Genomic DNA, 21955 nt, shown 5'->3' on the forward strand with positions numbered 1-21955 from the left:
GACAGCCACCCACCTCACGGATGCATCCGCGCACCCTTCAGGACCTTGTCCACCGCGTTCCGCGGCCCGTACACCGCGAGCCCCACGAGGTCCAGCTCGCCGGTCGACACGGCCCGTACCGCCGCGCGGTTGTCCCGGTCGTTGCCGGTGGTGAACAGGTCCGAGGTGAAGACGGCTCGCGGCAGCACCCGCGCGAGCGCCCGGCCGTGCGCGGCGGTCAGGGTCTCCTTCGAACCCTCGAAGATCAGTACGGGCTGGCGGAACATCGGCAGATACGGGACGCCGTCCGCATCGGCGTACGGCTCGCCGATCACCTCGGGAACCGCCGCCCCCAGGCCGCTGACCAGAAAAGCTGTCACATTGAGTCGTTGCCAGGGCTCCAGGTCGTCCCGCAGCAGGACGGCGATCTTGGTGTCGAAGCGGATGGGTTCAAGGGGTTCAGGGGTCGAGGCGCTCATGCGTCGAGACTGCCGACCGCCGTACGACATCGTCTTGTACGTTCTTTGCATGGCCCCACAGCACCGCCCGCCGCGCCCGCCGCGCCCCCAGCGGGAGATCTCCGCGTGGCGCCCGCCGGCCCCTGGCGTCGTGGAGGTCTTCCACGCCCACTACACCGAGTACGCGTACCCGATGCACGTACACGACGCGTGGACGCTGCTGATCGTCGACGACGGGGCCGTACGGTACGACCTCGCCCGGCACGAGCACGGCACCCCGCACGACACGGTGTCGCTGCTCCCGCCGCACGTCCCGCACAACGGTTCCCCGGTCACCGAGCACGGCTTCCGCAAGCGCGTCCTGTATCTGGACCTGAGCCGGCTCGACGAGAGCTTCATCGGGCCCGCGGTGGACGCACCGGACCTGGTGGATCCCGTACTGCGGCGGCGTGTCGGGCAGGTGCACAGCGCGCTCGCGCATCCCGGGGACGAGCTGGAGGCCGAGAGCAGGCTGACGCTGGTGGGGGAACGGCTGCGCGGGCATCTGCGGCCCCGGCTGCCCGGAGAGCCCGCGCGCCCCGACCGCACCCTCGCCGGCCGGCTGCGTGAACTCCTCGACGCCCGGCTCGTCGAAGGCGTCTCCCTGGAGGAGGCCGCCCGGCTTCTCCAGGCCCATCCCGCGCACCTGGTACGGGCGTTCAGCGCGGCCTTCGGGATCGCCCCGCACCAGTACCTGATGTCCCGCCGCGTCGAACGCGCCCGCCGTCTGCTGCTCGACGGCCGGCCGCCGGGCGAGGTGGCACCGGCGACCGGCTTCTTCGACCAGTCCCACCTCACCCGCCACTTCAGGAAGCTGGTGGGGGTGCCGCCGGGGCGGTACGCACGGGCGGGGCTCCGGGCGGCCTAGAGGTCCCGCTGAGCGTCGTACAGGTTCCTTGGGCGTACGACGTCCGTCGTGCCGTAGAGCTCCACGCGCGCGTGAAGGTCGCCGGTGAAGTCGGGTACGTCGATCTGGCCGAACTCCGTCACTTCGTTGACGCCGACGGTGGCGCTGTAGGGCGCGAGGCCGTCGATCTTCATCAGGCCGGCGCGGGAGTTGGTGACGCGGATGTTCCAGTGGGTGAAGCGGGCACCGAAGAGGGGGCCTGCCGAGTAGTCGCCGCCGTGCTGGCCGGTGTTGTCGACCGTGATGTCGGTGCGGACGTTGGCGAAGGGAAGGCCGCGGTGGGAGTCGAAGGTGCCCATCTTCATGTCGCCGCGGGACCAGACGTTGTAGGAGGAGAGGCCTTCCACGTTGATGCCGTGGAGCTGGGTTCCGGCGGGCGCCGGGACCGTGCGCTGCTCGACCGTGAAGTCCTCGACGAGGTTGTCGTGCGAGCCCTCGCGGCAGAAGTACGGGTGGTGCGAGCCGCGGCCCGCCACGCGTGTGCGGCGCAGGGTGCAGGCGGAGGCGGCGACGAGCCCGAAGCCGTTGTCCACGTGGCGTACGACCACGTCGTCGGCCCAGCAGTCGTACGCGCACTGGAAGGTGACGCCGTTGTAGCCCTTGTCGAGGAGGTGCAGGCTCTGCGGGGTTTCCACCGCCTCCAGGGTGAGCCCCTCGACGCCGGAGCCGGTCAGCGGCTCCACGAGTGTGGTGAGCCGCGGGTCCCACTCCGGGCGTACGTCCAGCGGAAGTGGCCTCTCCAGGGTGACCTTTTCGCTCTGCACGCGCGTGATGCGTACGGGCCACTCGTACGGGACATAGCTCGTCAGCTTCGTCTTGTCGTCCCAGACGTACGCCTCGGTGCCCGGGCCGCCGCCCGACATGTGCTCCAGGAGGGTGTGGTCGGCGTCGTCGGCGAGGCGGAGGAGGACGAGTTGGCCGGGCTTCAGCTTCCCGGCGTCCGCTACGCGCACCGACCGCGAGCCCTGACGCGCCGGTTCGAGCGTCGTCAGCGTCTGCCACTCGTCGCGCTTGTTGCCGGTCCAGCCCTCGAAGGGCCACGCCTTCGCCTTGATGGCGTTCGTCAGGGTCGTGAAGCGGTCCGTCGGGCAGAGCCAGACCAGGCCGCCCGCCCAGGACCAGGACGACTTGTCGCCGCCGTAACGAGAGCCGTAGACGCCGATCAGCTCGGTGAGGTTCTTGGTCGCGTACAGCTTCGTCACGTCGCTGCCTGCGCCGCGCAGGACGACGTTCGAGTACCCGATACGGATCAGGTCGTCGATGCGGAAGGTGCCGGGTGGGATGAGAACCGTGCCACCGCCGGCCCTGCCGGCAGCAGCGATGGCACGGTTGATCGCGGGGGCGGAGTCGGTGACGCCGTCCGCCACGGCTCCGTAGTCGCGTACGTCGGCCACCACGCGGCGCCGGGGGAAACGTTCCGTCCCCGCGCGGTAGCCGGCGCTGCCGACGTAGGGAATCTGCGGGTGGGTGAAGGGCGTGCGGGTGAACTCGCGCCAGAGGGCGGGGGTTTCGCCCCTCTGGGTTGCGGGCGTGGCGGCCGTCGCCGTTCCGCCGGTCGCGGCTGCGGCCGCCACCGCTATGGCGCTGCCGAGCAGGCCGCGTCTGCTGACCCCCATGTGCTGGTTGCTCATACCCGCCCGCCCTCCGCTGATTTTCATGGATATGAACGACGTTCATATCTGCGTCGGCGGTGAGCATGCCATGGAGGTCCCAGGCAGGGAAGGGGGTGTGCAGGGCCTGATTGGGGAGCAGGGTAGGTCAGTTGGCGGGGCGCTGGGTCAGGTGGCTGAACGCGTCCAGGTTGCGGGTCGATTCGCCGCGGGACATCCGCCAGGCGTACTCCTTGCGGATCGCGGAGGCGAAACCGAGCTCAAGGAGGGTGTTGAAAGAGCCGTCGGCGGCCTCCAGGACCGAGCCGAGCAGGCGGTCGATCTCGTCCGGCGTGACCGCGGCCAGGGGCAGTTTCCCGGCCACGTAGATGTCGCCCAGCGAGTCGACGGCGTAACTGACCCCGTACAGCTTGAGGTTGCGCTCCAGGAGCCAGCGGTGCACACCGGGTTCGTTCTCGTCGGGGTGGCGGATCACGAAGGCGTTGAGTGACAGTGAGTGCCTGCCGGCGATCAGCGAGACGGTCGTCGAAAGCTTCCGGGTGCCGGGGAGCTTCACCACGTAGTTGCCGGGCCCGGGGCTTTCCCAGTCGAGTTCGGCGTCCTTGAGGACCCCCTCGATGACCTGTGCCGCCTGCCGTACGTCAGCCATGGTGGGAGGGTACGCGACGCCTGTGTTCCTGCATCGCGGCCGTGTACACGTCCGCCGTGGCCGCGGCCGAGGCGTCCCAGCCGAAGCCCCGCGCGTGCCGGGCGGCGGCGGCGCCCAGCCGGGTGGACAGCTCCTGGTCGTCCGCGAAATCGCGCAGCACGCGCGCGTAGGCGGCGGGATCGTGGCCCTTCACCAGGAAGCCGGTCTCCTGGTCGCGCACGGCGACGGGAAGCCCGCCGACCGCGGCCCCGAGCACCGGCGTACCGGTCGCCTGCGCCTCGATGGCCACCAGTCCGAACGACTCGCTGTACGAGGGCATGACCAGCACCGACGCGGCACGGAACCAGTCCGCGAGCTGTTCCTGGCCGACGGGCGGCCGGAAACAGACGACGTCCGCGATGCCGAGCCGGGCAGCGAGCTTCTGCAGCCCCTCGGGCTTGGCGAGGCCACTGCCGCTGGGGCCGCCCACTACGGGGACGACGATTTTCGAGCGCAGGTCGGGGCGCTCGTCCAGCAGCACGGCGACCGCGCGCAGGAGCACGTCGGGGGCCTTCAGGGGCTGTATGCGGCCCGCGAAGAGGGGGATCAGGGCGTCCTGCGGGAGCCCGAGGCGGGCGCGGGCGGCGGCGCGGCCGTCGGCGGGGCGAAAGCGTTCGAGGTTGACGCCCGGGTGGACGACGGCGACCCTGTCACGCTCGGCCTCGTAGTGGCGTACGAGCTCGTCGGCCTCTTCGGCGGTGTTGGCGATGAGCCGGTCGGCGGCGCGCACGATCTGGGTCTCGCCGATGACGCGGGCGGCGGGCTCGGGGGAGTCGTCCTCGGCGAGCGCGGCGTTCTTGACCTTGGCCATGGTGTGCATCGCGTGCACCAGGGGGACGCCCCAGCGTTCGGCGGCGAGCCAGCCGACCTGGCCGGAGAGCCAGTAGTGGGAGTGCACGAGGTCGTAGTAGCCGGGGCGGTGGCCCGCCCAGGCCTGCATGACGCCGTGCGTGAAGGCGCACAACTGGGCCGGGAGGTCTTCCTTGGCGAGGCCTTCGTAGGGGCCCGCGTCGACATGGCGTACGAGGACGCCGGGCGCGAGCTCGACGGCCGGAGGGAGGGCGCCCGTAGTGGCGCGCGTGAAGATCTCGACCTCGATGTTGATCGCGGCGAGCCGCTGGGCGAGTTCGACGATGTACACGTTCATGCCGCCCGCGTCGCCCGTGCCGGGCTGGTGCAGGGGTGAGGTGTGCACGGAGAGCATCGCGACGCGGCGGGGCTTGCGGTGCAGCCTGAGCCGTCCGGACGCCGCCGGGGAGAGCCGCCCGAGCCTGCTGATGTACTGGCTCACGTGGCGTTCCTCCTTGCTGCGGGCAGGCCTGCCGGAGGATGGGGGGCACCCTCCGGAGATGGAGAACGCCGAAGCGGTCTGCTCCATTTCCACTTTGCCGAATCATTACCGCTGATCGCTCAACCGTTCGAGGGTTGTCTGCGTACCAGGGTGCGCGGGGAGGTTATCCACAGGCTCGCACGGGCTCCGCCGCGCCCGCATACCCTCGTACGCATGACAGCCCGCGCAGCGTCCCGCCCCGTGGGAACGGTGACGCGCGGGACCACGAACCCCAATCGCCTGCGCCGCATGGACCGCTGGATCGCGGCGACGCACGGAGCCGAACTGCGCCGCGCGACCGACCCCGTCGCGGTCGACCTCGGCTACGGCGCCGCGCCCTGGACCGCGGTCGAACTGCTCCAGCGCCTGCGCACCGCCGCTCCACGCACACGCGTGGTGGGCGTCGAGATCGAACCGGCGAGGGTGTCGGCCGCGCGGCCGTACGAGCGCGAGGGTCTCGCCTTCCGGCACGGCGGTTTCGAGGTCCCGGTGCGGGGCCGCCCATGGCTCATCCGGGCGGCGAACGTGCTGCGCCAGTACGACGAGGAGCAGGTCGCCGCGGTCTGGGAGCGCCTGTGCGCCCGCCTCGCACCGGCGGACCCGTCGGCGGGGTCGCGGGGCGGCCTGCTGGTCGAGGGCACGTGCGACGAGATCGGCCGCCGGCACGTCTGGGTGGCCCTCGGCCCTGAGGGGCCGCGCACGGTCACCTTCGCCACCCGCCTCGGCTCCCTGGACCGTCCTTCCGACCTCGCCGAGCGCCTCCCGAAGGCCCTCATCCACCGGAACATCCCGGGCGAGCCCGTACACGCCTTCCTGCGCGACTTCGACCACGCCTGGGCCGCCGCCGCGCCCTACGCCTCGTACGGCGCCAGGCAGCGCTGGATACGGACGGTCCGCACCCTGACGGCCGACTGGCCGGTGACGGACGACATATCCCGCTGGCGGCAGGGCGAAGTGACGCTGCGGTGGGAGGCGTTGGCTCCGGAGGTGAAGTGAGGCTGCACTGGGAGGCGTCGGCTCCGGAGGTGAAGTGAGGCTGCACTGGGAGGCGTCGGCTCCGGGGGCGAGATGAGGCTGCTCGCTGGGAGGCGTCGGCTCCCCGGGCGAAGTGAGGGTGCGCCAGGAGGCGTCAGCTCCGCGGGCGAAGTGAGGGTGCGCCAGGAGGTGTTGGCTCCGGGGGCGAGCTGACCAGGTGGGGAACGTCGGGCGTGAGCCGTTCGTCACACACGTGGGGAGATCGTCGTGCGGGGGTGGAGAGGGGGAAAGGAGTTCTTGCCCTCCTCTGTCGTGTTGCGCGCCGACATGGCACGATCCCCCAGGCGTCCGTAAGTTACTGACGGTCAATCAGTTGGGGGCGGAGAAATGGGATCCGGCAAGCGGAGCCTGACCACGACGACGATGGCCCTGGCCTGCGCATGCGCCTGTGCCTGCGCGGTACTGGCGGCGGTACCCGGCGCGGCGTACGCGAGTCCGGCTCCGACACCGACTCCGTCCTCAGCCCCGACCTCGGATCCGGATCTGACGCTGCCCCCCGGTGCGACGCCACCATCCGTGAGCAACGAGGAACTTGAAGCCGTACGCACGAAGCTGGACGCCCTCTACCACTCGGCGTCGGTGGCCACCGACGCGTACAACGCGGCGGAGGAGCAGACCCAGCAGCAGTCCGCCGAGATCGTCGGCCTGGCCCGCGAGATCGTCAAGGGCCAGCAGAAACTGGACGACTTGAGAGACCTGGCGGGCGCCGCCGCCCGCGAGCAGTACCGGAGCGGCGGGCTGCCGCCCGAGGCCCGGCTGTGGCTGAGTGAGGACCCGCAGGAGTTCCTGGACGGCGCGGGCCGCGTACGCCAGGGCGAACACGCGACCGAGGGGCTGCTCGCCGAGTTGACGCGCACCCAGCAGGACTTGGAGCAGTACGCGAAGGACGCCTCCACGCAGTGGACGAAGCTGGAGTCCAACCGCAAGGCCAAGGCCGAGGCCAAGAAGAAGGTCGAGCAGCAGATCTCCGCCGCGAAGAAGCTGGAGTCCCAGCTGGAGAAGGACGAGAAGGAGCGGCTGGCGAAGCTGGAGGAGGACGCCGCGTACCAGGCGCAGACGGCCTGGCTGAACTCTGGTCTCGTCCCGCAGAGCGACGGCACGGCGTCCGAGCACGGCAAGAAGGCCGTGGCGTACGCGACCGCGCAGACGGGCAAGCCGTACGAGTGGGGGGCCGAGGGCCCCAAGTCGTACGACTGCTCAGGGCTGACCTCGCAGGCCTGGGCGTCCGCCGGAGACGCGATTCCGCGCACCTCGCAGGAGCAGTGGAAGCAGCTCACCCACGTCGACGTCCAGGACATGCGCCCCGGCGACCTGATCATCTACTTCGCCGACGCCAGCCATGTCGCGATGTACATAGGAGACGGCGCCATGGTGCACGCGCCCCGACCCGGGCGGACCGTGACGGTCGCGGGAGCGGGTTCGATGCCGATTCTGGGGGTCGTACGGCCGGACGCGTGAGGCGGGCGGGGCGCACGCGGGGTGGGTGAGCTGTCCGGGGGGTGCCCCGGGGGCGCCCCGGGGGCCTGCCGCGCGGGAGCGGGCGTCGGTGATCGGCGTAGGCGATCGGGCATAGGCGATCGGGCTTACGTGACCGGACGTACGTGATCGGGCTTACGTGACCGGACGTACGTAGCCGGGCTTACGTGGCCGGACGTGCCCGACCAGGTGTCCGGGTCCGGGCCGAAGGTGGCCGACCGCACGTCGCCGGGTCTACACGCCCAGGCCGAGGCTGCCTACCGCACGTCGCCGGGCGTAGGCGACCGGGCGTACGCGACCGGACGTACGTGACCGGGCCTGCTTCGACCAGTCCGAAGCGGCCCGCCGCCCCACGCCCGGGCCCACGCGAGGCAACGCGAGGCGACTTGCCCGAATTGCCCCACCGGGCGTGACCTGCCCCACGTGACTCAGCGCACGGTTGCCCTCCCCGCGCAACCGCGGGGACGTGACCTTCGTCATCCCTCGCGGAGCCCCGTCGTGTCCAACTGCGTTACAGGATGCGGCATATGACGGTGGCTGTTTGCCGGACCCCGCGCGGCACACCATTCCGTTTCGGCACCCGCTGACGCTATGGTCCCGGTCGGTGGTGCGAGCATTTCGCCGCGCCTCGCCCTCGGGGGAGGGAAGGAACCCAGACGATGCCCGTACCCGTACCGCGGCAGAGAGCCATCCCGGCCGCGGAGAGTGGTCCGGCTCCGGACGCGTTCTCACCCGGCGGCCCACCCGGACTCGAACCCGGCGGCCCCGCCGGCTCGGGACCGGCGGCCGGCGCCGCGGCCCCTGCCGACACGGCCGCCGCGACTCACCTGACCCTGCTGGTCATCGAGAACGACCCGGCGGGTTCACTCAGCGTGCCCGAAATGCTCGACGCCACGGGCAAGGCGATCCGGATCCGCAGCGCCCGCAACCTCACCGAGGCCGAGCGGCTGCTCACCGACGACGTCCACTGCATTCTCCTCGACCTCGCACTGCCGCCCGCGGGCCGGACAGCCGAGGCCGACGACGAGCTGGCCACGCTCAAGCACGTACTGCGGCTCGCGCCCCAGCACGCCGTCCTCGCGCTCACCGCGTCCGGTGACGCCGAGCGCGGCGCGGAGGCGGTGCGTGTCGGCGCCCAGGACTACCTGTTCCGCGACGAGCTGGACGCCCGGCTGCTGAGCCGCGCGATCCGGTACGCGGTGGAGCGCAAGCGCTCCGACAAGGCCGAGCGACGCCTCACCGAGTCCCGGCTGCGCGCACAGGAGAACGCCCGCCTGGAGCGGGGGCTGCTGCCCACACCACTCCTGGAGGGCTCCTCGCTCCGCTTCGCCGCGCGCTACCGCCCCGGCCGCTCCCGCGCCCTGCTCGGCGGCGACTTCTACGACACGGTCCGTACGCCCGACGGCACCGTGCACGCGATGATCGGCGACGTCTGCGGGCACGGGCCCGACGAGGCGGCGCTGGGCGTGGAGCTGCGCATCGCCTGGCGCGCGCTGACGTTCGCGGGGCTGTGCGGTGACGAACTGCTCTCCACCCTCCAGCAGGTCCTGGAGCACGAGCGCGACAGCGAGGAGATCTTCGCGACGCTCTGCACGGTGGACATCTCGCCGGACGGCCGCCATGCCGGGCTCTGCCTGGCCGGCCACCCATCCCCGCTGATCGCCCGCCCGGGCCGACCCGCCCAACTGCTGCCGTACGAGAACGGCGGCCCGGCGCTCGGCCTGCTGCCCGGCGCCCGCTGGCCGCGCCGGCAGGTGGAGCTGGGCGGTGCCTGGAGTCTGATGCTCTACACCGACGGCCTGATCGAGGGCCGCATCGGCGAAGGTAAGGAGCGGCTCGGCCAGGACGGCATGGTGGAGATGGTCCGCCGCCAGCTCGCCCAGGGACTCCAGGGCGAGGAGCTCCTGCGCGCGGCGGTGAACGAGGTGCGCGAACTCAACGGCGGAGAGTTGACGGACGACGTGGCGGTGCTGTTGCTGGACCGCACACCGCAGCCGTAGCCGCAGCCGCAGCCGTCGTACAGGAGCCGACTCCTGTAGGAGCGGTTAGTACGGGGGCCTACCGGCCGCCGTTGTAGGGGCCGTACGGCCCGTCGCTGCTGTTTCCGCCGCGGCGACCGCCACCGCCGGAGACCTGGCGGATCGCGGGGCGTACGTCCACGAAGAAGACGATCGTGGCGACCAGGCCCGCGATCTGCAGGAAAATCATCGGGACCAGCAGGTTCACGGCCACCGTGATGCCCAGGATGATCAGCCAGAACATCTTGTTCTGCTTGTCGGCGGCGCGGTACGCGTCGTCGCGGGCCAGTGCGGCCATCACGAGTGCCACCACGGCGAGCGCCAGGATGGCAAGGAAGATCACCGACATGAAGCCGCTGAATGCCGTCAACAGCACAATGCCCACCGCCCGATTCGAGTCGTCTCTACGCCACCGTACCCGGAGAACGGGCCGGGAACTCTGAGAGTGCCCGGCCCGTTGTCGTCGGCTTGACGCGGCCGCTTACTGCCACTGCCCACTCCCGCTGACTTGGCGGGATTCCGCATACCTCGCGGAGCTCCCGCGTACGTCGCGGGGTTCCGCCTACTTCGCCGGCGGGGTGGTCTTCTTCGCGGCGGTCGTCTTCTTGGCGGCCGGAGCCTTCTTCGGCGCGGCCTTCTTGGCCGGGGCGGGCTCGGTCACGACAGCGACCGGCTTCGGCGCGGCCTTGGCCTCGACCGGCTCGGCGTTCGGCTCGACCGCGATGGCCAGCTCCTCGATCTCCTCGGCGGCCTCGCCACGCCAGGTCTTCACGACCTGCTCGCCCTGCTCGGCGACCTTCTCGTACGTCTCCCGCGCCTTCACGGCGTACTCGGCGGCGACGCCGATGCTGCGCAGGGCGAGATCCTGAGCGGACTCACCGAGCTTCTTCAGGTCGGTGTCGAGGGTGCTGACGAACTCCGTCACCTTGGACTGGAGCGTCTCCTGCGCCTCCTTGGCGCGGGAGGCGGCCTTCTCCTGAGCGGCGTTCGGGTCGAAGCTACGGACCGTCTCGATCCGCGCCGGGGCCTCGATACGGATCTGCTCCACGATGCCGGGCACCTTCTTGGCCTGCTGAACGGCCAGGTCGGCGGTGCCGGCGAGGAAGTAGAGCGGCGTCGGGTCCGTGGCGGCCTTGCGGATGTCGTCGGTGATGGCCATGCGATGGTCCTCCCGGATTCGCGTTCAGCTGAGGGTTTGGGTGGTCCGCGGCGAGACCGGCCTGTCGGCGGTGCTGCGTGCGGTGTTCATGCTGCTGATCGTGTTGCTGTCGTACTACGAGTCGTACTAGAAGTCGTAGTACGGGTCCTGCTACTGATCATGCTGCTGGTCGTGCTCGTCAACTGGCGGTCTGCTGCGGATCGGCATCACTGCCGTCGGTGGTACGGGAGCCACGGACGCCGGTGTCCGCTGCGCTCCGCGGATGCTCGGCATCCGATATATCCAGATCACTGTCCTGAATATCCAGATCACTGTCCTGATCGATGTGCACGTCGGCGTACTGCACGTCAGCGTGCCGCACATCGGCGCCAACACCTTGATCGCCCTCGTCCACCTGGGTGATCTCGAACCCGTTCTCCTTGCGGAAGGACTCGTAGATCTGGAGCAGCACCTGCTTCTGCCGCTCGTTCAGCGTGGGATCGGCGAGGATGGCCGCACGCGTCTCCACCTCGTCCCGATCCCGCTCGGCGTCGAGGATCCCGGCCCGCACGTACAGCGTCTCGGCGGAGATCCGCAGCGCCTTGGCGACCTGCTGCAACACCTCCGCGCTCGGCTTGCGCAGCCCGCGCTCGATCTGGCTCAGATACGGATTGGACACCCCGGCGGCATCGGCGAGCTGCCGCAGCGACAGCTGCGCATTGCGCCGCTGCTCACGGAGATACTCACCAAGATTGCCGACGTTGAGCGATGTCATGCCTCCACCCTGCCGCACCCTTGCTAACAATTGCAAGCAGCCGCTTGCAAAAGTGCGCTACGCCACTGTGGCCGAGTGTGACTCGCAGCGATAACCATCGTCCGTTCCCAGCAAAGGTGACCAGTCCCGCTGGATCTGATCGGCGGACTGATCGAGTCCCGGCGGATCTGATCCGCGAAGGGACCCGGGACCCGATGATTGCGCTTCGGCTGGCGGGTTGGCGCGGCACCGGGCGGGTCGAGTGAAACGATCGGCAGGCGAGGCCAAGGCTCGCCGCGAATCGGCACGAGCTCTCAGTCAGCGGCCAGGGCGGGTGAGGCTGGACAGTCCCCACAGCTCGGCGATCCGTCCGCCCTGGACACGGAAGATCTCCATCATCGTGGGTGCGTGCTGGTCTCCGGCACCTGCCGGGAGCCCGTGCAGGGTCGAGCGTACGGCGACTCGATCGCGATCGACGAGCATGTCCTCAACGACGACATGTATGTCGGGGTAGGTCGCGATCATCTTGGACCAGGACCGCGTCACGGCGTCGGGACCGGTTGTTCCTAGTGGGTGGCTCACGAAGTCCGCGGCGAAGATTGTCTCGACCGCTGCAAGATCGCGTGTATTGAATGCCGTGTAGATGCGCTGGCCAATGACTCTGGGGCCGTCTGTCATCTCAGTCTCTCCTGGTGGGCAAGGGCGGCATGAGCGGACGGCCGCTGCGGGCTGTTGGTGGATATGGGCTCGCGTGGTCGCGCTCAATGCTGTTGACGTTGGTGTCCCGGCGCCGGAGGGCCCGCAGTACGGCCTCCCGCTCATGCGTGGCGATACCGTCGAGCAGTTGCTCCTGGTAGGTCTGGTGGATCTGTGCGAGTTCGGCGGAGGCGGCCTCGCCGGCAGGCGTCGGGCGTCAGGCGTCAGGCGTCAGGCGTCAGGGTGTACCGGTTGTCCTTGGGGTCCACGCGCCGGGTGATCAGCCCTGTCGTGCGGGACCGTGGGCTGCCGACCGGTCGAGGCCCGTCGGGAGCAGATACAGGACGCCGTCGCGACAGCTCGGCTGACCAGGCCCACCATGACCGTCGGCTCTCACCCCGTCGGCACCGGACTCGAACGCCAACTCCACCCCTTGACCGGGAGCAGATCGTCGCCGCCGCCATCGCGCTGGCCGACGAGGGCGGCCTGGAGGCGGTGTCGTTGCGCAAGGTTGCCGCCCGGCTGAACGCCGGCCCGATGCGGCTGTACGGATACATCTCCACCAAGCAGGAGCTGTTCGACCTCATGGTGGACGAGGTCCACGCCGAGATTCTCCCCGTGGAGCAGCCCGGTGACTGGCGGGAGGCGCTGCGCATCCTCGCCCACCGCACCAGGCAGGCCGTTCTCCGTCACGAATGGCTGGCCGACCTGCTCGGCGGCCGCCCGACCCTGGGCCCGAACGGCCTCGCCGTGACCGAGGCCACGCTGGCCGCCCTCGACGGCCTCGCCGACATCGACACCGTCATGCGCGCCGTGGAGACTGTCAGCGCCTACTTCACCGGCGCGATCAGGCGCGAGGCCGCGCACCTGCGGGCCGAGCGCGCCACGGGCCTGTCCAAGCGCCAATGGCAGCGCGCCTCCGGCCCGCATGTGACAAAAATGCTGGCCACGGGCCGCTTCCCCTACGCTGGCCAAGGCCGTGTACGACGGCACGGACATGGATGCCGAGGCATCCTTCGCGACCGGCCTGGACTGGGTCCTCGACGCCGTGGCCGCCAAACTCACCCAGCCGCCGGCCTGAGACTCAGCTCTTACCGAAAGCCCCTCGCCCAGCCTCGCCCCGGTAGTCAAGAGACAGGCCCAACCAGGCCGTTCCACCGGGCCAACCGGTCCGCCGGTAGCCGAGGGGCGAGCCCGGCGACCCACCGACAGGGAGTTGTGCACGGGCCACGAGTTGAGGCACTGGCCCCCGCGAGGACCAGCCCATGCAGCTGCTTCGGGCGTCGCCGCGCGAACTCCGGCGAGGCGTATCCGCCGAGCGAGTGCCCGACGACCAGAGCCGGCCCGAGGTCGAGAGGGCCCGCCGCGGAAGCGATGATCTCAGTCGCCGCGCTCAGGCTTGAAGGAGTCGGTAACGAGTCGGTGATCCACGGCAAATATTCCGGTGTGGTTCAGTCCGACTGGCAATGCACGGGAATGGTGCGCTCGTTCACGCATCGCCGAGTCGACTACCGAGTTCGCATTCGTGACGTCGGGTGCAGCCGTGGCCTTTTCGCCTGCCGCCACGCCTCCTTCACGCAAGGACCAAGTGCCCCCGCCGCCCCGTCACATCAGCTGTTCACGCTCCGTACCCCGTACGGACACCGCTACTACGCCTCCAAGCCACGCAAAAAGAGGGTCAGTTCCAGCCAACGCGTCCCGGATGTATTTGGGAGAGAGATGACACTCCGGCCGTTGCAATGATCGTCAACGTGCCAGACCCTTCTGGGAGAGGACGTTCTCGTCGGCCTCCTGCCGGTAGTTCCCCCGATCAAAGGACTGGCTACTTTGCGTACGCATTGGTGTGGAAGAGCCGCACTCACCACTGCCGCCCTGTCCCTTCTCGCCCTCGGTCTGTCCTGTGTGCCAACCGTGGCGCAGGAGCAGTCGGCCGTGCGGATCAACGAGGTGGAGTCGAGTGGCGGCACACCAGGCGACTGGGTGGAGTTGGTCAATACCGGCTCCACCTCGGCCGATGTGTCCAACTGGGTCGTGAAGGACAACGACGACTCCCACTCGTACAAGATCCCGTCGGGTACCTCGCTGGCTGCGGGCGCGCACCTGGTGCTGGACGTCGAGAGCTCGTTCGGCCTGGGCAGCTCCGACTCGGCCCGGCTGTTCGGGGCCGACGGCGCCACGCTGGTCGACTCCTACAGCTGGACCGCTCACGCCACGACGACGTACGGCCGCTGCGCGGATGGTACGGGCGCGTTCACCACGACGACCGCGTCGACCCGGGGTGCGGCGAACGCCTGCGGCAGCAGCGACGGTGGAGGCGGTGAGCCCTCAACCACCCCGTGGCCGGGGGACGCCGCGGTCAGCATCGCCGACGGCTCGAACGTCTTCGGCGAGAACCTCAGCGGCCTTTCCTTCGAAAGCCCCAGCGTGCTCTGGGCGGTGGACAACGGCCCGAGCAAGCTCTACCGCCTGGTGCCCAACGGCGCGACGTGGGTCCCCGACCCGGCCAACGGCTGGTCTGCGGGCAAGTCGCTGCACTTCGGCACCGGCAGCGGCGACCCCGACACGGAAGGCGTGGTCTCCACCCAGGACGGGATATTCGCCTCCACCGAGCGAGACAACAGCAACAGCGGCGTCAGCAAGCCGGAGGTCGTCCGCTTCGACACCTCTTCCACGGCCGGCTCCCTCAACGCGTCCGCGGAGTGGGACCTCACCTCCGACCTGCCCGCCGTAGCGGCCAACAGCGGTCCCGAGGCCATCTCTTGGATCCCGGACAGCTACCTCACCGCACACGGCTTCAGCGACGAGCACACCGGCGCCGCCTACGACCCGGCCGCCTATCCCGGCCATGGCAGCGGCCTGTTCTTCGTCGGGCTTGAGGCCAACGGGACCGTCTACGCCTACGCGTTGGACCAGACCGGCGGTGGATACACCCGGATCGCCACGTTCTCCAGCGGCTTCCCCGGAGTGATGGACCTCGAATTCGAGCCCGAGACCGGTCACTTGTGGGCCGTCTGCGACGACACCTGCGAGGGCCGTACCGCGACCCTGGACATCGACGCGCAGGGCCGGTTCACCGCTACCGCCGTCCATGACCGCCCTACCGGCATGCCCAACTACAACAACGAGGGTTTCGCCATCGCACCGCAGGCGGCCTGCACCGACGGCCACAAGCCGGTCGTGTGGTCCGACGACAGCAACGACGACGGACACGCACTGCGCGCCGGCACCCTGCCCTGCACCGCGGTCAGCGCCGCCACGCCAGCCACCCGAACCGACTGATCAACACTGATCAACACTGTCGGAACGCCACTGGCACGGTAAGTGGCCTGCCACATGCGCGGTGACAATCCGGGTCGCCGAAGAATCTCACCCCGGGTGACCCGGCTTCCGACCACCTCACGGCCCGTCCACCATCCCGGTGGACGGGCCCGTCCCCGTGGACGGGCCATAGCTGTGGACGGGCCATACCGGTGGACGGCTCATCCCGCGCCAGCGCACAAACGACATATCCCGCCGGATCAGTCCAGTCCGGACCGGACCGGACCATCGAAGATGATCGCTCCTCAGCTACGACCTCCTCCTCCTCGTCGTCGTCGAACAAGTCATCGCCGAATTGCACGGGTTGACCTTCACCTTGGGGGAGGCCACAGCATCGGTGGGGCCGGGCGACGTGCTCGGTATGAGGAGGAGTGACCATGGGGTTGCTGACCATCGGGCGTTCGCGAAGGCGTCCCGGCTGTCGCCGAAGGCACTGCGTCTCTACGACGAGCTCGGCCTGCTGACCCCCGCTCGCGTCGACCCGGTGACCGGCTACCGCCTCTACGCGCCGGAGCAACTGGACCAGGCCCGCCTGGTCGCGTGGCTCCGCCGCCTGGGAATGCCCCTGGCCCGCATCCAGCGCATCTGCACGCTGGAGGCAGGCCCGGCGGCCCGGGAGATCCGCGCGTTCTGGGCCCACGTCGAAGCCGACACCGCCGCACGGCGGGACCTGGCCACCTTCCTCATCGACCACCTGACCTGGAAGGACCCAGCCATGCCCCCGACCGCGAAGCCCCTGGGAATCCGTTACGCCGCCCTTTCCGACACGGGCCTGGTCCGCGAGAGCAACCAGGACACCGCCTACGCCGGGTCCCGTCTGCTCGCCGTCGCCGACGGCTTCGGCAGCGCAGGAGCCCCCGCAAGCGCGGCCGCCGTTGCGGCGCTCAAGCACCTCGAAGCCGGCGGCATCCCGGCAGGCAACCTCCTCAACGTCCTCGAAGACGCCGTCGACCAGGCCAAGCAGGCAGTCCACGGCGTCGCCGGGACCGGCTCCTCGGCCGAAGAAGCCGGTACGACACTCACCGCAATGCTCTGGACCGGATCACAGCTCGCCCTCGTCCACATCGGTGACTCCCGCGTCTACCTTCTACGCGGCCAGGAGCTGTTCCAGATCACCCACGACCACACCGTGGTGCAGTCGATGGTCGACGACGGACGCCTCAGCCCGGAAGAAGCCGCCTCCCACCCCCAGCGGTCGCTGCTGATACGAGCCCTGGGCCAAGGAGCCGATGCCACCCCCGACATACGCCTCCAAGACGCCCAGCCGCACGACCGATACCTGCTCTGCTCCGACGGTCTGTCGACCGTCGCGGCGACCGACGAGATCCAACGGGTTCTCTCCGCGTTGCGCCGGATCCGCCCTCACGCACTCATCCAAGAGGCGGACGACTACCGCCTCGCCCAGCAGATCCCGAGAGCCAAGCGGCTCCCCGATCCAGGCCGGCCGGCACATGGCGACCGACTTCACGGCGCCTGCCGACTTGGCTCCGCGGGTGAACCATCACCCTGCCTCCCCTGTTCGGGACTCGGCGGACGCTCGCTCAACTCGGCCAGGAGTTCCCCGAGCATGGGGCGGAGTCGTGCAGCGAGTGCGGGATCGGTTCGTTCCAGTTCGCCCGTCACCACGGTGATGGTTGCGCCCAGCGCGCGGTGGAGTTCCGCTTCGGCGAGTGAGCGGACGAGGGTCGTCTCCAGCGGTGCTGTCAGGTCATCGGGCAGCAGGTGGGCGCCCTTGGCGTAGGCGGTGGGGTGACCCAGCCGCAGGCAGGCCAGCGTGATCACGTGGTCGCGGATGGCACTGATCCAGTGCTCGGCCTGCCACCAGCGCCTGCGTCGGATACAGATTCCGGCGTGGAGGGCATGGTGCCAGACGAGTCCGACCAGGGTGTTGCGGTCGGGGTCCGCAAAGGGTTCGAGCGGTTGCGGCAGGCCGAAGACCGTCCGCCATTGCGGGCCCCGAGGGCCGAACTCGGCCTCCGGCACGAAGGTCATGTCGATCTCAAGCCACCCGGACAGGAGGAAGACGCGGATGGCGCCTGCACCGACTTGCAGGTCCCAGTGGTGTTGCGTGCCGAGTTCGTCGTAGAGCCAACTCGTCCAGCGGTTCAGGGTTTCGGTGAGATCGCCGCGGACGGCGAGGACGATATCGGTGTCCGACCAGCGGTCACCGACTCCGACGGCATGCGACCCGGTGAACGCGGCACCGACGACGGCCTCGTCGGCTTCGGCGTGCGCGAGCAGCCGGTCTCGGATGCTGTCCCGCTCTTCGACGGTGAACATCATGCAACTCTCCTCTCTTCGTGCTTGCGCATGGCGATTTCGATCGGGAGGTCTACGAGGCCAGGGCGCCGCAACAAAAATCGCCACGCGCAGCACCGGAAATCAGCCGGGGACGAAGCGGGGAGGGAATTGGGTATTGCCTCCGCGCTCGCCCAGGCATTACGGTTACGCCTATGACTGCCGGGTCGGCCTTGCGCCGTGAACGAGTTGGGCACCCGGCCTCCGAGTGAGGCCGGGGCGGGGTAGAGCCCCGCCCGCCGTTACCTCGTACGACGTGCTCGTACGACATCTCCGTACGCGATTCCCGTACGAAATCTCCGTACGCGATTCTCGTACGTGATCCTCGTACGACATCTTCGCACGTGATCCCTGTACACGATCCCACGCGATCCCTGTACACGGTTCCTGTAGGCGATCCCTGTACGCGATCCTCGTGCGACTTCATCCACACCTGCATGCCTGGGCGCCCCGGCGCCCGGAATCCCGCACGCCCGCGTAAACGCGCGAGCGCGCGAGCGCGTGCTTTTGTGCATCCCCTTGCACCCATTCCCACCCCCGGGATTCCCCCTGCCCAAAAACAAAAGAAAGCAGCGAATGCCCAACCCCTTCAATCAACAGGTCATCGAAGAATTCAGGGCCAACCACGGACGGGTCGGCGGTTATTTCGAGGGAGCCCGTCTGCTCCTCCTCACCACCACCGGCCGCCGCACCGGAACCCCGCACACGACCCCCGTCGGCTACTACCCCGACGGCGGCGAGCGGGTTCTCGTCATCGCCTCGGCCGGTGGCGCACCCGGACATCCGGACTGGTTCCGCAATCTCGTCGCGACCCCCCGGGTGACCGTCGAGGACGGCGTCTTCACGTACGAGGCGGAGGCCGTCGTACTCGAACCCGCCGAGCGGGACGTCGCGTTCGCCCGTGCCGTGGAGGCCGACTCGGGGTGGGCCGAGTACCAGGCGAAGACGGATCGGGTGATCCCTGTCGTAGCCCTCCACGCCATCGCGCAGGGCGGTCCGCCGAACGTGAACGCGAGATCCATGGCCGAGGGTCTGAAGGTCGTCCACGACGCATTCCGACGCGAACTCGCCCTTATCCGGGAGGAGTTCAAGAAGACGGGTTCCGCGCTGGGCGGTCAGCTCCGCGTCAACTGCCTCACCCTCTGCCAGGGCCTGCACAACCACCACACCGGCGAGGACCTCGGCATCTTCCCACTGCTCGCCGGCCACCACCCCGAACTCGGCCCGACCCTCGACCGCCTGCGCCAGGAGCACGAGACGATCGCCGAACTGCTCGGACAGCTGCGGGAAGTGCTGGCCGCCGCCGAGCAGGCGGAACCCGGCCGGGTACTCGCCCAGGTGGAACACCTCACGGCCGCGCTCGAAGCCCATCTGACCTACGAGGAGGAGCAGTTGATCCCTCTCCTGACCCCGGTGGAAGAACCGGTCTGACAGCTCACCACGGCAGGGGCCGCGCGTGCACCACGTCCAGCCGCGACACCGCCCGCGTCAGCACCACATACACGCGGTGCGGCCCCCGCGCCTCCGCCTCCGCGACGGCCGCGGGTTCGACGGCGACGACGTGGTCGTACTCAAGTCCCTTGGCGAGGGTGGCGGGCAACACCGTGACCCGTGCGCCCAGTTCAGCGGGTCCGGCGGTCTCGACACCCGCGGCACGGAGCGCCTCCCGCACACATGCGACATCGGCATCGGCGGCGATCACGCCGATCGACCCCTCGTGCGTGAGCGCTCCGTGCACCGCGTCGACGGTCGCGGCAAGGACGTCGGGCACGTGCCGGACGTTCAACTCCCCGTCGGTCCGGAATGATTGAGCCGGAGGCACTCGCACGTCCAGACGGGCCAGCAGCCGGTTGGCGAGTCCGACGACGGCTGCCGGAACCCGGAAGCCGACCGTCAGGGGGACGACCGCGGCATCCGGCTTGCCCAGATGCGTGAGCAGTTCGTCCCAACTCCGTGCCGCCCAGGGAGTCGTGCCCTGCGCGAGGTCGCCGAGCACGGTCAGCGACCCGAACGGCGCCCGGCGCGCGATCGCCCGGCACTCCATCGGCGACAGGTCCTGGGCCTCGTCGATCACCAAGTGGCCGTATCCCTCGGGGTGTTCGACAAGCCCGGCGACCTCGTCGAGAAGGACGAGGTCGGCGGCCGACCAGCGTGCCGACTTGTACGAGCGCGGCGGCTTCGCCCACAGGATCGCCTTCTGCTCGTCCGCGTCCAGGAGCCCCTCCGCCGCGGCCGCCAACACGTCCGCATCGGCGAGGAGTTCGGCGAGCACCTCCTCGGGAAGCACCTTGGGCCACACCGCGTCGACGTATGCGCTGACAGGCCTGGCCCGCGAGATCTTCCGCACCCAGGCGTTCGTACGCGGTCCGGCGCGCCGTTCCGCCTGCTCCCGCATGCACCCCACGACCCGCGTCCGTACGCGCTCACGTCCGACGGCGTACGGGGGTTCCTCGGCGCGTACGCCGTCCACGATGCGGCGGAGCCCGTCGGCCGGGACGCGCCAGCGGTACGAACCGTCCAGCACCGCAAGGGAGTTGGCGGAGCCGGGACCGCCGACACGTCCGTACAGGGCCCGGCGGAGCACCTCCGCCATCCGCGCGTCGTGTTTGACGACGGCGGCGCGTTCGTCGTCCTCCCCCGTGACCGGATGGCGGGCGATCTCGTCCCCGACGGTCGACTGCCGTACGCCCGTCTCGCCGAGCGCGGGCAGGACCTCCGAAATGTACGACAGGAAGGTGCGGTTGGGGCCGAGGATCAGCAGGCCGGCGCGGCGGATGCGCTGCGGGTAGGTGTAGAGGAGGTATGCGGCGCGGTGCAGTCCGACGGCCGTCTTGCCGGTGCCAGGGGCGCCCTGCACACAGACCGAGGACGCGAGATCACCTCGTACGAGATCGTCCTGTTCGGGCTGGATGGTCGCGGCGATGTCGCGCATCGGGCCGACACGGGGGCGCTCGATCTCGCCCGCGAGGATGCGGCTCGGCTGCTGGGGGTGGGCCTGCCCGATGTGCTCGTCCTCCAGGCCCGTGAGGTCCGCGGAGTCCCCCGTGCTCCCCGGCGCCCAGCCGAACCGCCGCCGGACGGCAACGCCCTGCGGCGCACGGGCACTCGCCTGGTAGAAGGCGCGGGAGACCGGGGCCCGCCAGTCGACGACGAGGGGCGGTGCGGAGGGGTGCTCGGTGATCCGCAGCCGCCCGATGTGATAGCTCTGCCCGGCGTGCTCGCCGGCCGCCCCACCCGCGCTCCCGAAGTCCAACCGCCCGAAGAACAAGGGACCTTCGGGCAACTCCCGCATCTCCTTGGCCCTGCCGCGCAGGCGGTGGCCGAGCACTTCGGCGTCGGCACCGGAGGCGGAGACGTCCTCGCCGGTGACGACATGTTCCTCGGCACCGGCGACCATGGCGGCGAGGGCCGTCCGGCAGGTGTCGTGGTAGGCGCGTTCACGGGTGAGGGACCGGGCGAGCGTCCGGGGCCGGGCGAGGACGGGGTCGGGTGACGTCATTCCAACCAGGGTAGCGGAATAACGTAACCGAGTTATATTCTTTACTCAGCATCACCAGAAGGTCGTACGTCGGGCAGCCCCGCGAACGCCCGCCGGGCAGCAGCCACGGCATCCCGCCGCACGTCCGCCACCCGCTCCCCCTCCGCGATCCGCCGCCAGTTCTCCAGGGCGAGGATGCGCCGTACGGCGGTGATCTGACCGGCGGCGAGCCGGGCGTCGAGGTCGCCGCCCAAGGCCACGGCGAGCGCCGCCTCGGAACGCTCGACGTACGCGTACGCCCGTGCCGCCAGCGACGGTGTCCCGTAGAGCAGCCGATGGAAGGCGAGGACGTTCGGGTGATCGTTGAGCCCGGTCACGGGGTCGTGACGGCGGAGCCCGTCCAGGAAGTGCTCCAGCAGGGCGTCCGCGACCGACTGCCCCTCCGCCCGCCCGGCCACGACCCGCGCGGCCTCCGACTCGTGATCCGCGAAGCGGTGCAGGACCAGATCCTCCTTGGCCGGGAAGTACCGGAAGAGGGTCGGCTTGGAGATCTCGGCGGCAGCCGCCACCTCGGCGACGGACACGGCATCGAACCCCTTCTCCAGGAAGAGCCCGATCGCGATGTCGGACACCTCCTGGTACATCCGCTGCTTCTTGCGCTCCCGGAGCCCGATCTCAGCCATGCCCCGAGCCTACGCACGGCACCATCCACCCCTTGACCTCAACCAAGCTC

18 protein-coding genes and 2 pseudogenes are annotated in these 21955 nt (G+C 69.8%); 9 read left to right on the top strand and 11 right to left on the bottom strand.

From position 1 onward, the window contains the following. Positions 1-14 precede the first annotated feature (14 nt). On the bottom strand, positions 15-458 hold the full coding sequence (locus ACFWP7_RS13435) for a DUF2000 family protein (RefSeq protein WP_384380735.1): 444 nt from the start codon (positions 456-458) through the stop codon (positions 15-17). 49 nt (positions 459-507) lie between these two features. Between ACFWP7_RS13435 and ACFWP7_RS13440 the strand changes: the two genes are divergently transcribed. After that, on the top strand, positions 508-1344 hold the full coding sequence (locus tag ACFWP7_RS13440) for an AraC family transcriptional regulator (protein ID WP_384380738.1): 837 nt from the start codon (positions 508-510) through the stop codon (positions 1342-1344). Here the strand turns inward: ACFWP7_RS13440 and ACFWP7_RS13445 are convergent. From ACFWP7_RS13445 to mshA, 3 genes are all read right to left on the bottom strand, one after another. Continuing rightward, complete coding sequence (locus tag ACFWP7_RS13445; RefSeq protein WP_384380741.1) at positions 1341-3014, bottom strand: glycosyl hydrolase family 28-related protein; 1674 nt, start codon at positions 3012-3014, stop codon at positions 1341-1343. The genes ACFWP7_RS13440 and ACFWP7_RS13445 overlap by 4 nt on opposite strands. A gap of 127 nt (positions 3015-3141) precedes the next feature. Continuing rightward, entirely contained in the window at positions 3142-3642 is a 501-nt protein-coding gene (locus tag ACFWP7_RS13450; RefSeq protein WP_384380744.1) for a YbjN domain-containing protein, read from the bottom strand. Beyond that, entirely contained in the window at positions 3635-4972 is a 1338-nt protein-coding gene (gene mshA / locus ACFWP7_RS13455; RefSeq protein WP_384380747.1) for a D-inositol-3-phosphate glycosyltransferase, read from the bottom strand. Before mshA ends, ACFWP7_RS13450 begins: the two co-directional genes overlap by 8 nt. A 213-nt stretch (positions 4973-5185) precedes the next feature. Between mshA and ACFWP7_RS13460 the strand changes: the two genes are divergently transcribed. The 3 genes from ACFWP7_RS13460 to ACFWP7_RS13470 all read left to right on the top strand — a co-directional run bounded on the left by ACFWP7_RS13460 (position 5186) and on the right by ACFWP7_RS13470 (position 9522). After that, the gene (locus ACFWP7_RS13460; RefSeq protein WP_384380750.1) at positions 5186-6007 is read left to right on the top strand and encodes a class I SAM-dependent methyltransferase; all 822 of its coding nucleotides are present in this window, start codon (positions 5186-5188) and stop codon (positions 6005-6007) included. A gap of 366 nt (positions 6008-6373) precedes the next feature. Then, positions 6374-7504 (top strand): NlpC/P60 family protein, encoded by a 1131-nt coding sequence (locus ACFWP7_RS13465; protein ID WP_384380754.1) that lies wholly within the window; start codon positions 6374-6376, stop codon positions 7502-7504. Between the two features lie 677 nt (positions 7505-8181). Beyond that, positions 8182-9522, top strand: a complete 1341-nt coding sequence (locus tag ACFWP7_RS13470) for a PP2C family protein-serine/threonine phosphatase (protein ID WP_384380756.1) — start codon at positions 8182-8184, stop codon at positions 9520-9522. A 58-nt stretch (positions 9523-9580) separates the two neighbouring features. Here ACFWP7_RS13470 and ACFWP7_RS13475 read toward each other — a convergent pair whose 3' ends face one another. The 4 genes from ACFWP7_RS13475 to ACFWP7_RS13490 form a co-directional block, all read right to left on the bottom strand. Beyond that, a complete protein-coding gene (locus ACFWP7_RS13475; RefSeq protein WP_384381012.1) occupies positions 9581-9889 on the bottom strand; it encodes a DUF2516 family protein in 309 nt (102 codons plus the stop codon). Between the two features lie 213 nt (positions 9890-10102). Next, a complete protein-coding gene (locus tag ACFWP7_RS13480; protein WP_384380760.1) occupies positions 10103-10699 on the bottom strand; it encodes a hypothetical protein in 597 nt (198 codons plus the stop codon). Positions 10700-10877: 178 nt separating this feature from the next. Then, on the bottom strand, positions 10878-11453 hold the full coding sequence (locus ACFWP7_RS13485) for a helix-turn-helix domain-containing protein (RefSeq protein ID WP_384380763.1): 576 nt from the start codon (positions 11451-11453) through the stop codon (positions 10878-10880). A 297-nt stretch (positions 11454-11750) separates the two neighbouring features. Further along, positions 11751-12110, bottom strand: a complete 360-nt coding sequence (locus ACFWP7_RS13490) for an ester cyclase (RefSeq protein ID WP_384380766.1) — start codon at positions 12108-12110, stop codon at positions 11751-11753. A gap of 465 nt (positions 12111-12575) precedes the next feature. On the opposite strand from ACFWP7_RS13490, the pseudogene ACFWP7_RS13495 reads away from it, so the two are divergent. Then, positions 12576-13209: pseudogene (locus tag ACFWP7_RS13495) on the top strand (TetR/AcrR family transcriptional regulator). Between the two features lie 70 nt (positions 13210-13279). Here ACFWP7_RS13495 and ACFWP7_RS13500 read toward each other — a convergent pair. Continuing rightward, positions 13280-13534, bottom strand: a pseudogene (locus ACFWP7_RS13500) (alpha/beta fold hydrolase); the annotation flags it as partial. A 505-nt stretch (positions 13535-14039) separates the two neighbouring features. Here ACFWP7_RS13500 and ACFWP7_RS13505 point away from each other — a divergent pair. The 4 genes from ACFWP7_RS13505 (at position 14040) to ACFWP7_RS13520 (ending at position 19175) form a co-directional block, all read left to right on the top strand. Continuing rightward, the gene (locus ACFWP7_RS13505) at positions 14040-15407 is read left to right on the top strand and encodes a lamin tail domain-containing protein (protein WP_384380769.1); all 1368 of its coding nucleotides are present in this window, start codon (positions 14040-14042) and stop codon (positions 15405-15407) included. 400 nt (positions 15408-15807) lie between these two features. Further along, a complete protein-coding gene (locus tag ACFWP7_RS13510; RefSeq protein ID WP_384380772.1) occupies positions 15808-17187 on the top strand; it encodes a MerR family transcriptional regulator in 1380 nt (459 codons plus the stop codon). An 8-nt stretch (positions 17188-17195) separates the two neighbouring features. Next, positions 17196-17903 (top strand): hypothetical protein, encoded by a 708-nt coding sequence (locus ACFWP7_RS13515; RefSeq protein WP_384380775.1) that lies wholly within the window; start codon positions 17196-17198, stop codon positions 17901-17903. A 417-nt stretch (positions 17904-18320) separates the two neighbouring features. Further along, entirely contained in the window at positions 18321-19175 is an 855-nt protein-coding gene (locus ACFWP7_RS13520; RefSeq protein WP_384380778.1) for a nitroreductase/quinone reductase family protein, read from the top strand. Between the two features lie 4 nt (positions 19176-19179). Here the strand turns inward: ACFWP7_RS13520 and ACFWP7_RS13525 are convergent, their stop codons facing one another. Beyond that, complete coding sequence (locus ACFWP7_RS13525) at positions 19180-21243, bottom strand: HelD family protein (RefSeq protein ID WP_384380781.1); 2064 nt, start codon at positions 21241-21243, stop codon at positions 19180-19182. A gap of 41 nt (positions 21244-21284) precedes the next feature. Next, on the bottom strand, positions 21285-21905 hold the full coding sequence (locus ACFWP7_RS13530) for a TetR family transcriptional regulator (protein ID WP_384380784.1): 621 nt from the start codon (positions 21903-21905) through the stop codon (positions 21285-21287). Positions 21906-21955: the final 50 nt, after the last annotated feature.

Source organism: Streptomyces sp. NPDC058470, assembly GCF_042721055.1.
GTDB lineage: Bacteria > Actinomycetota > Actinomycetes > Streptomycetales > Streptomycetaceae > Streptomyces.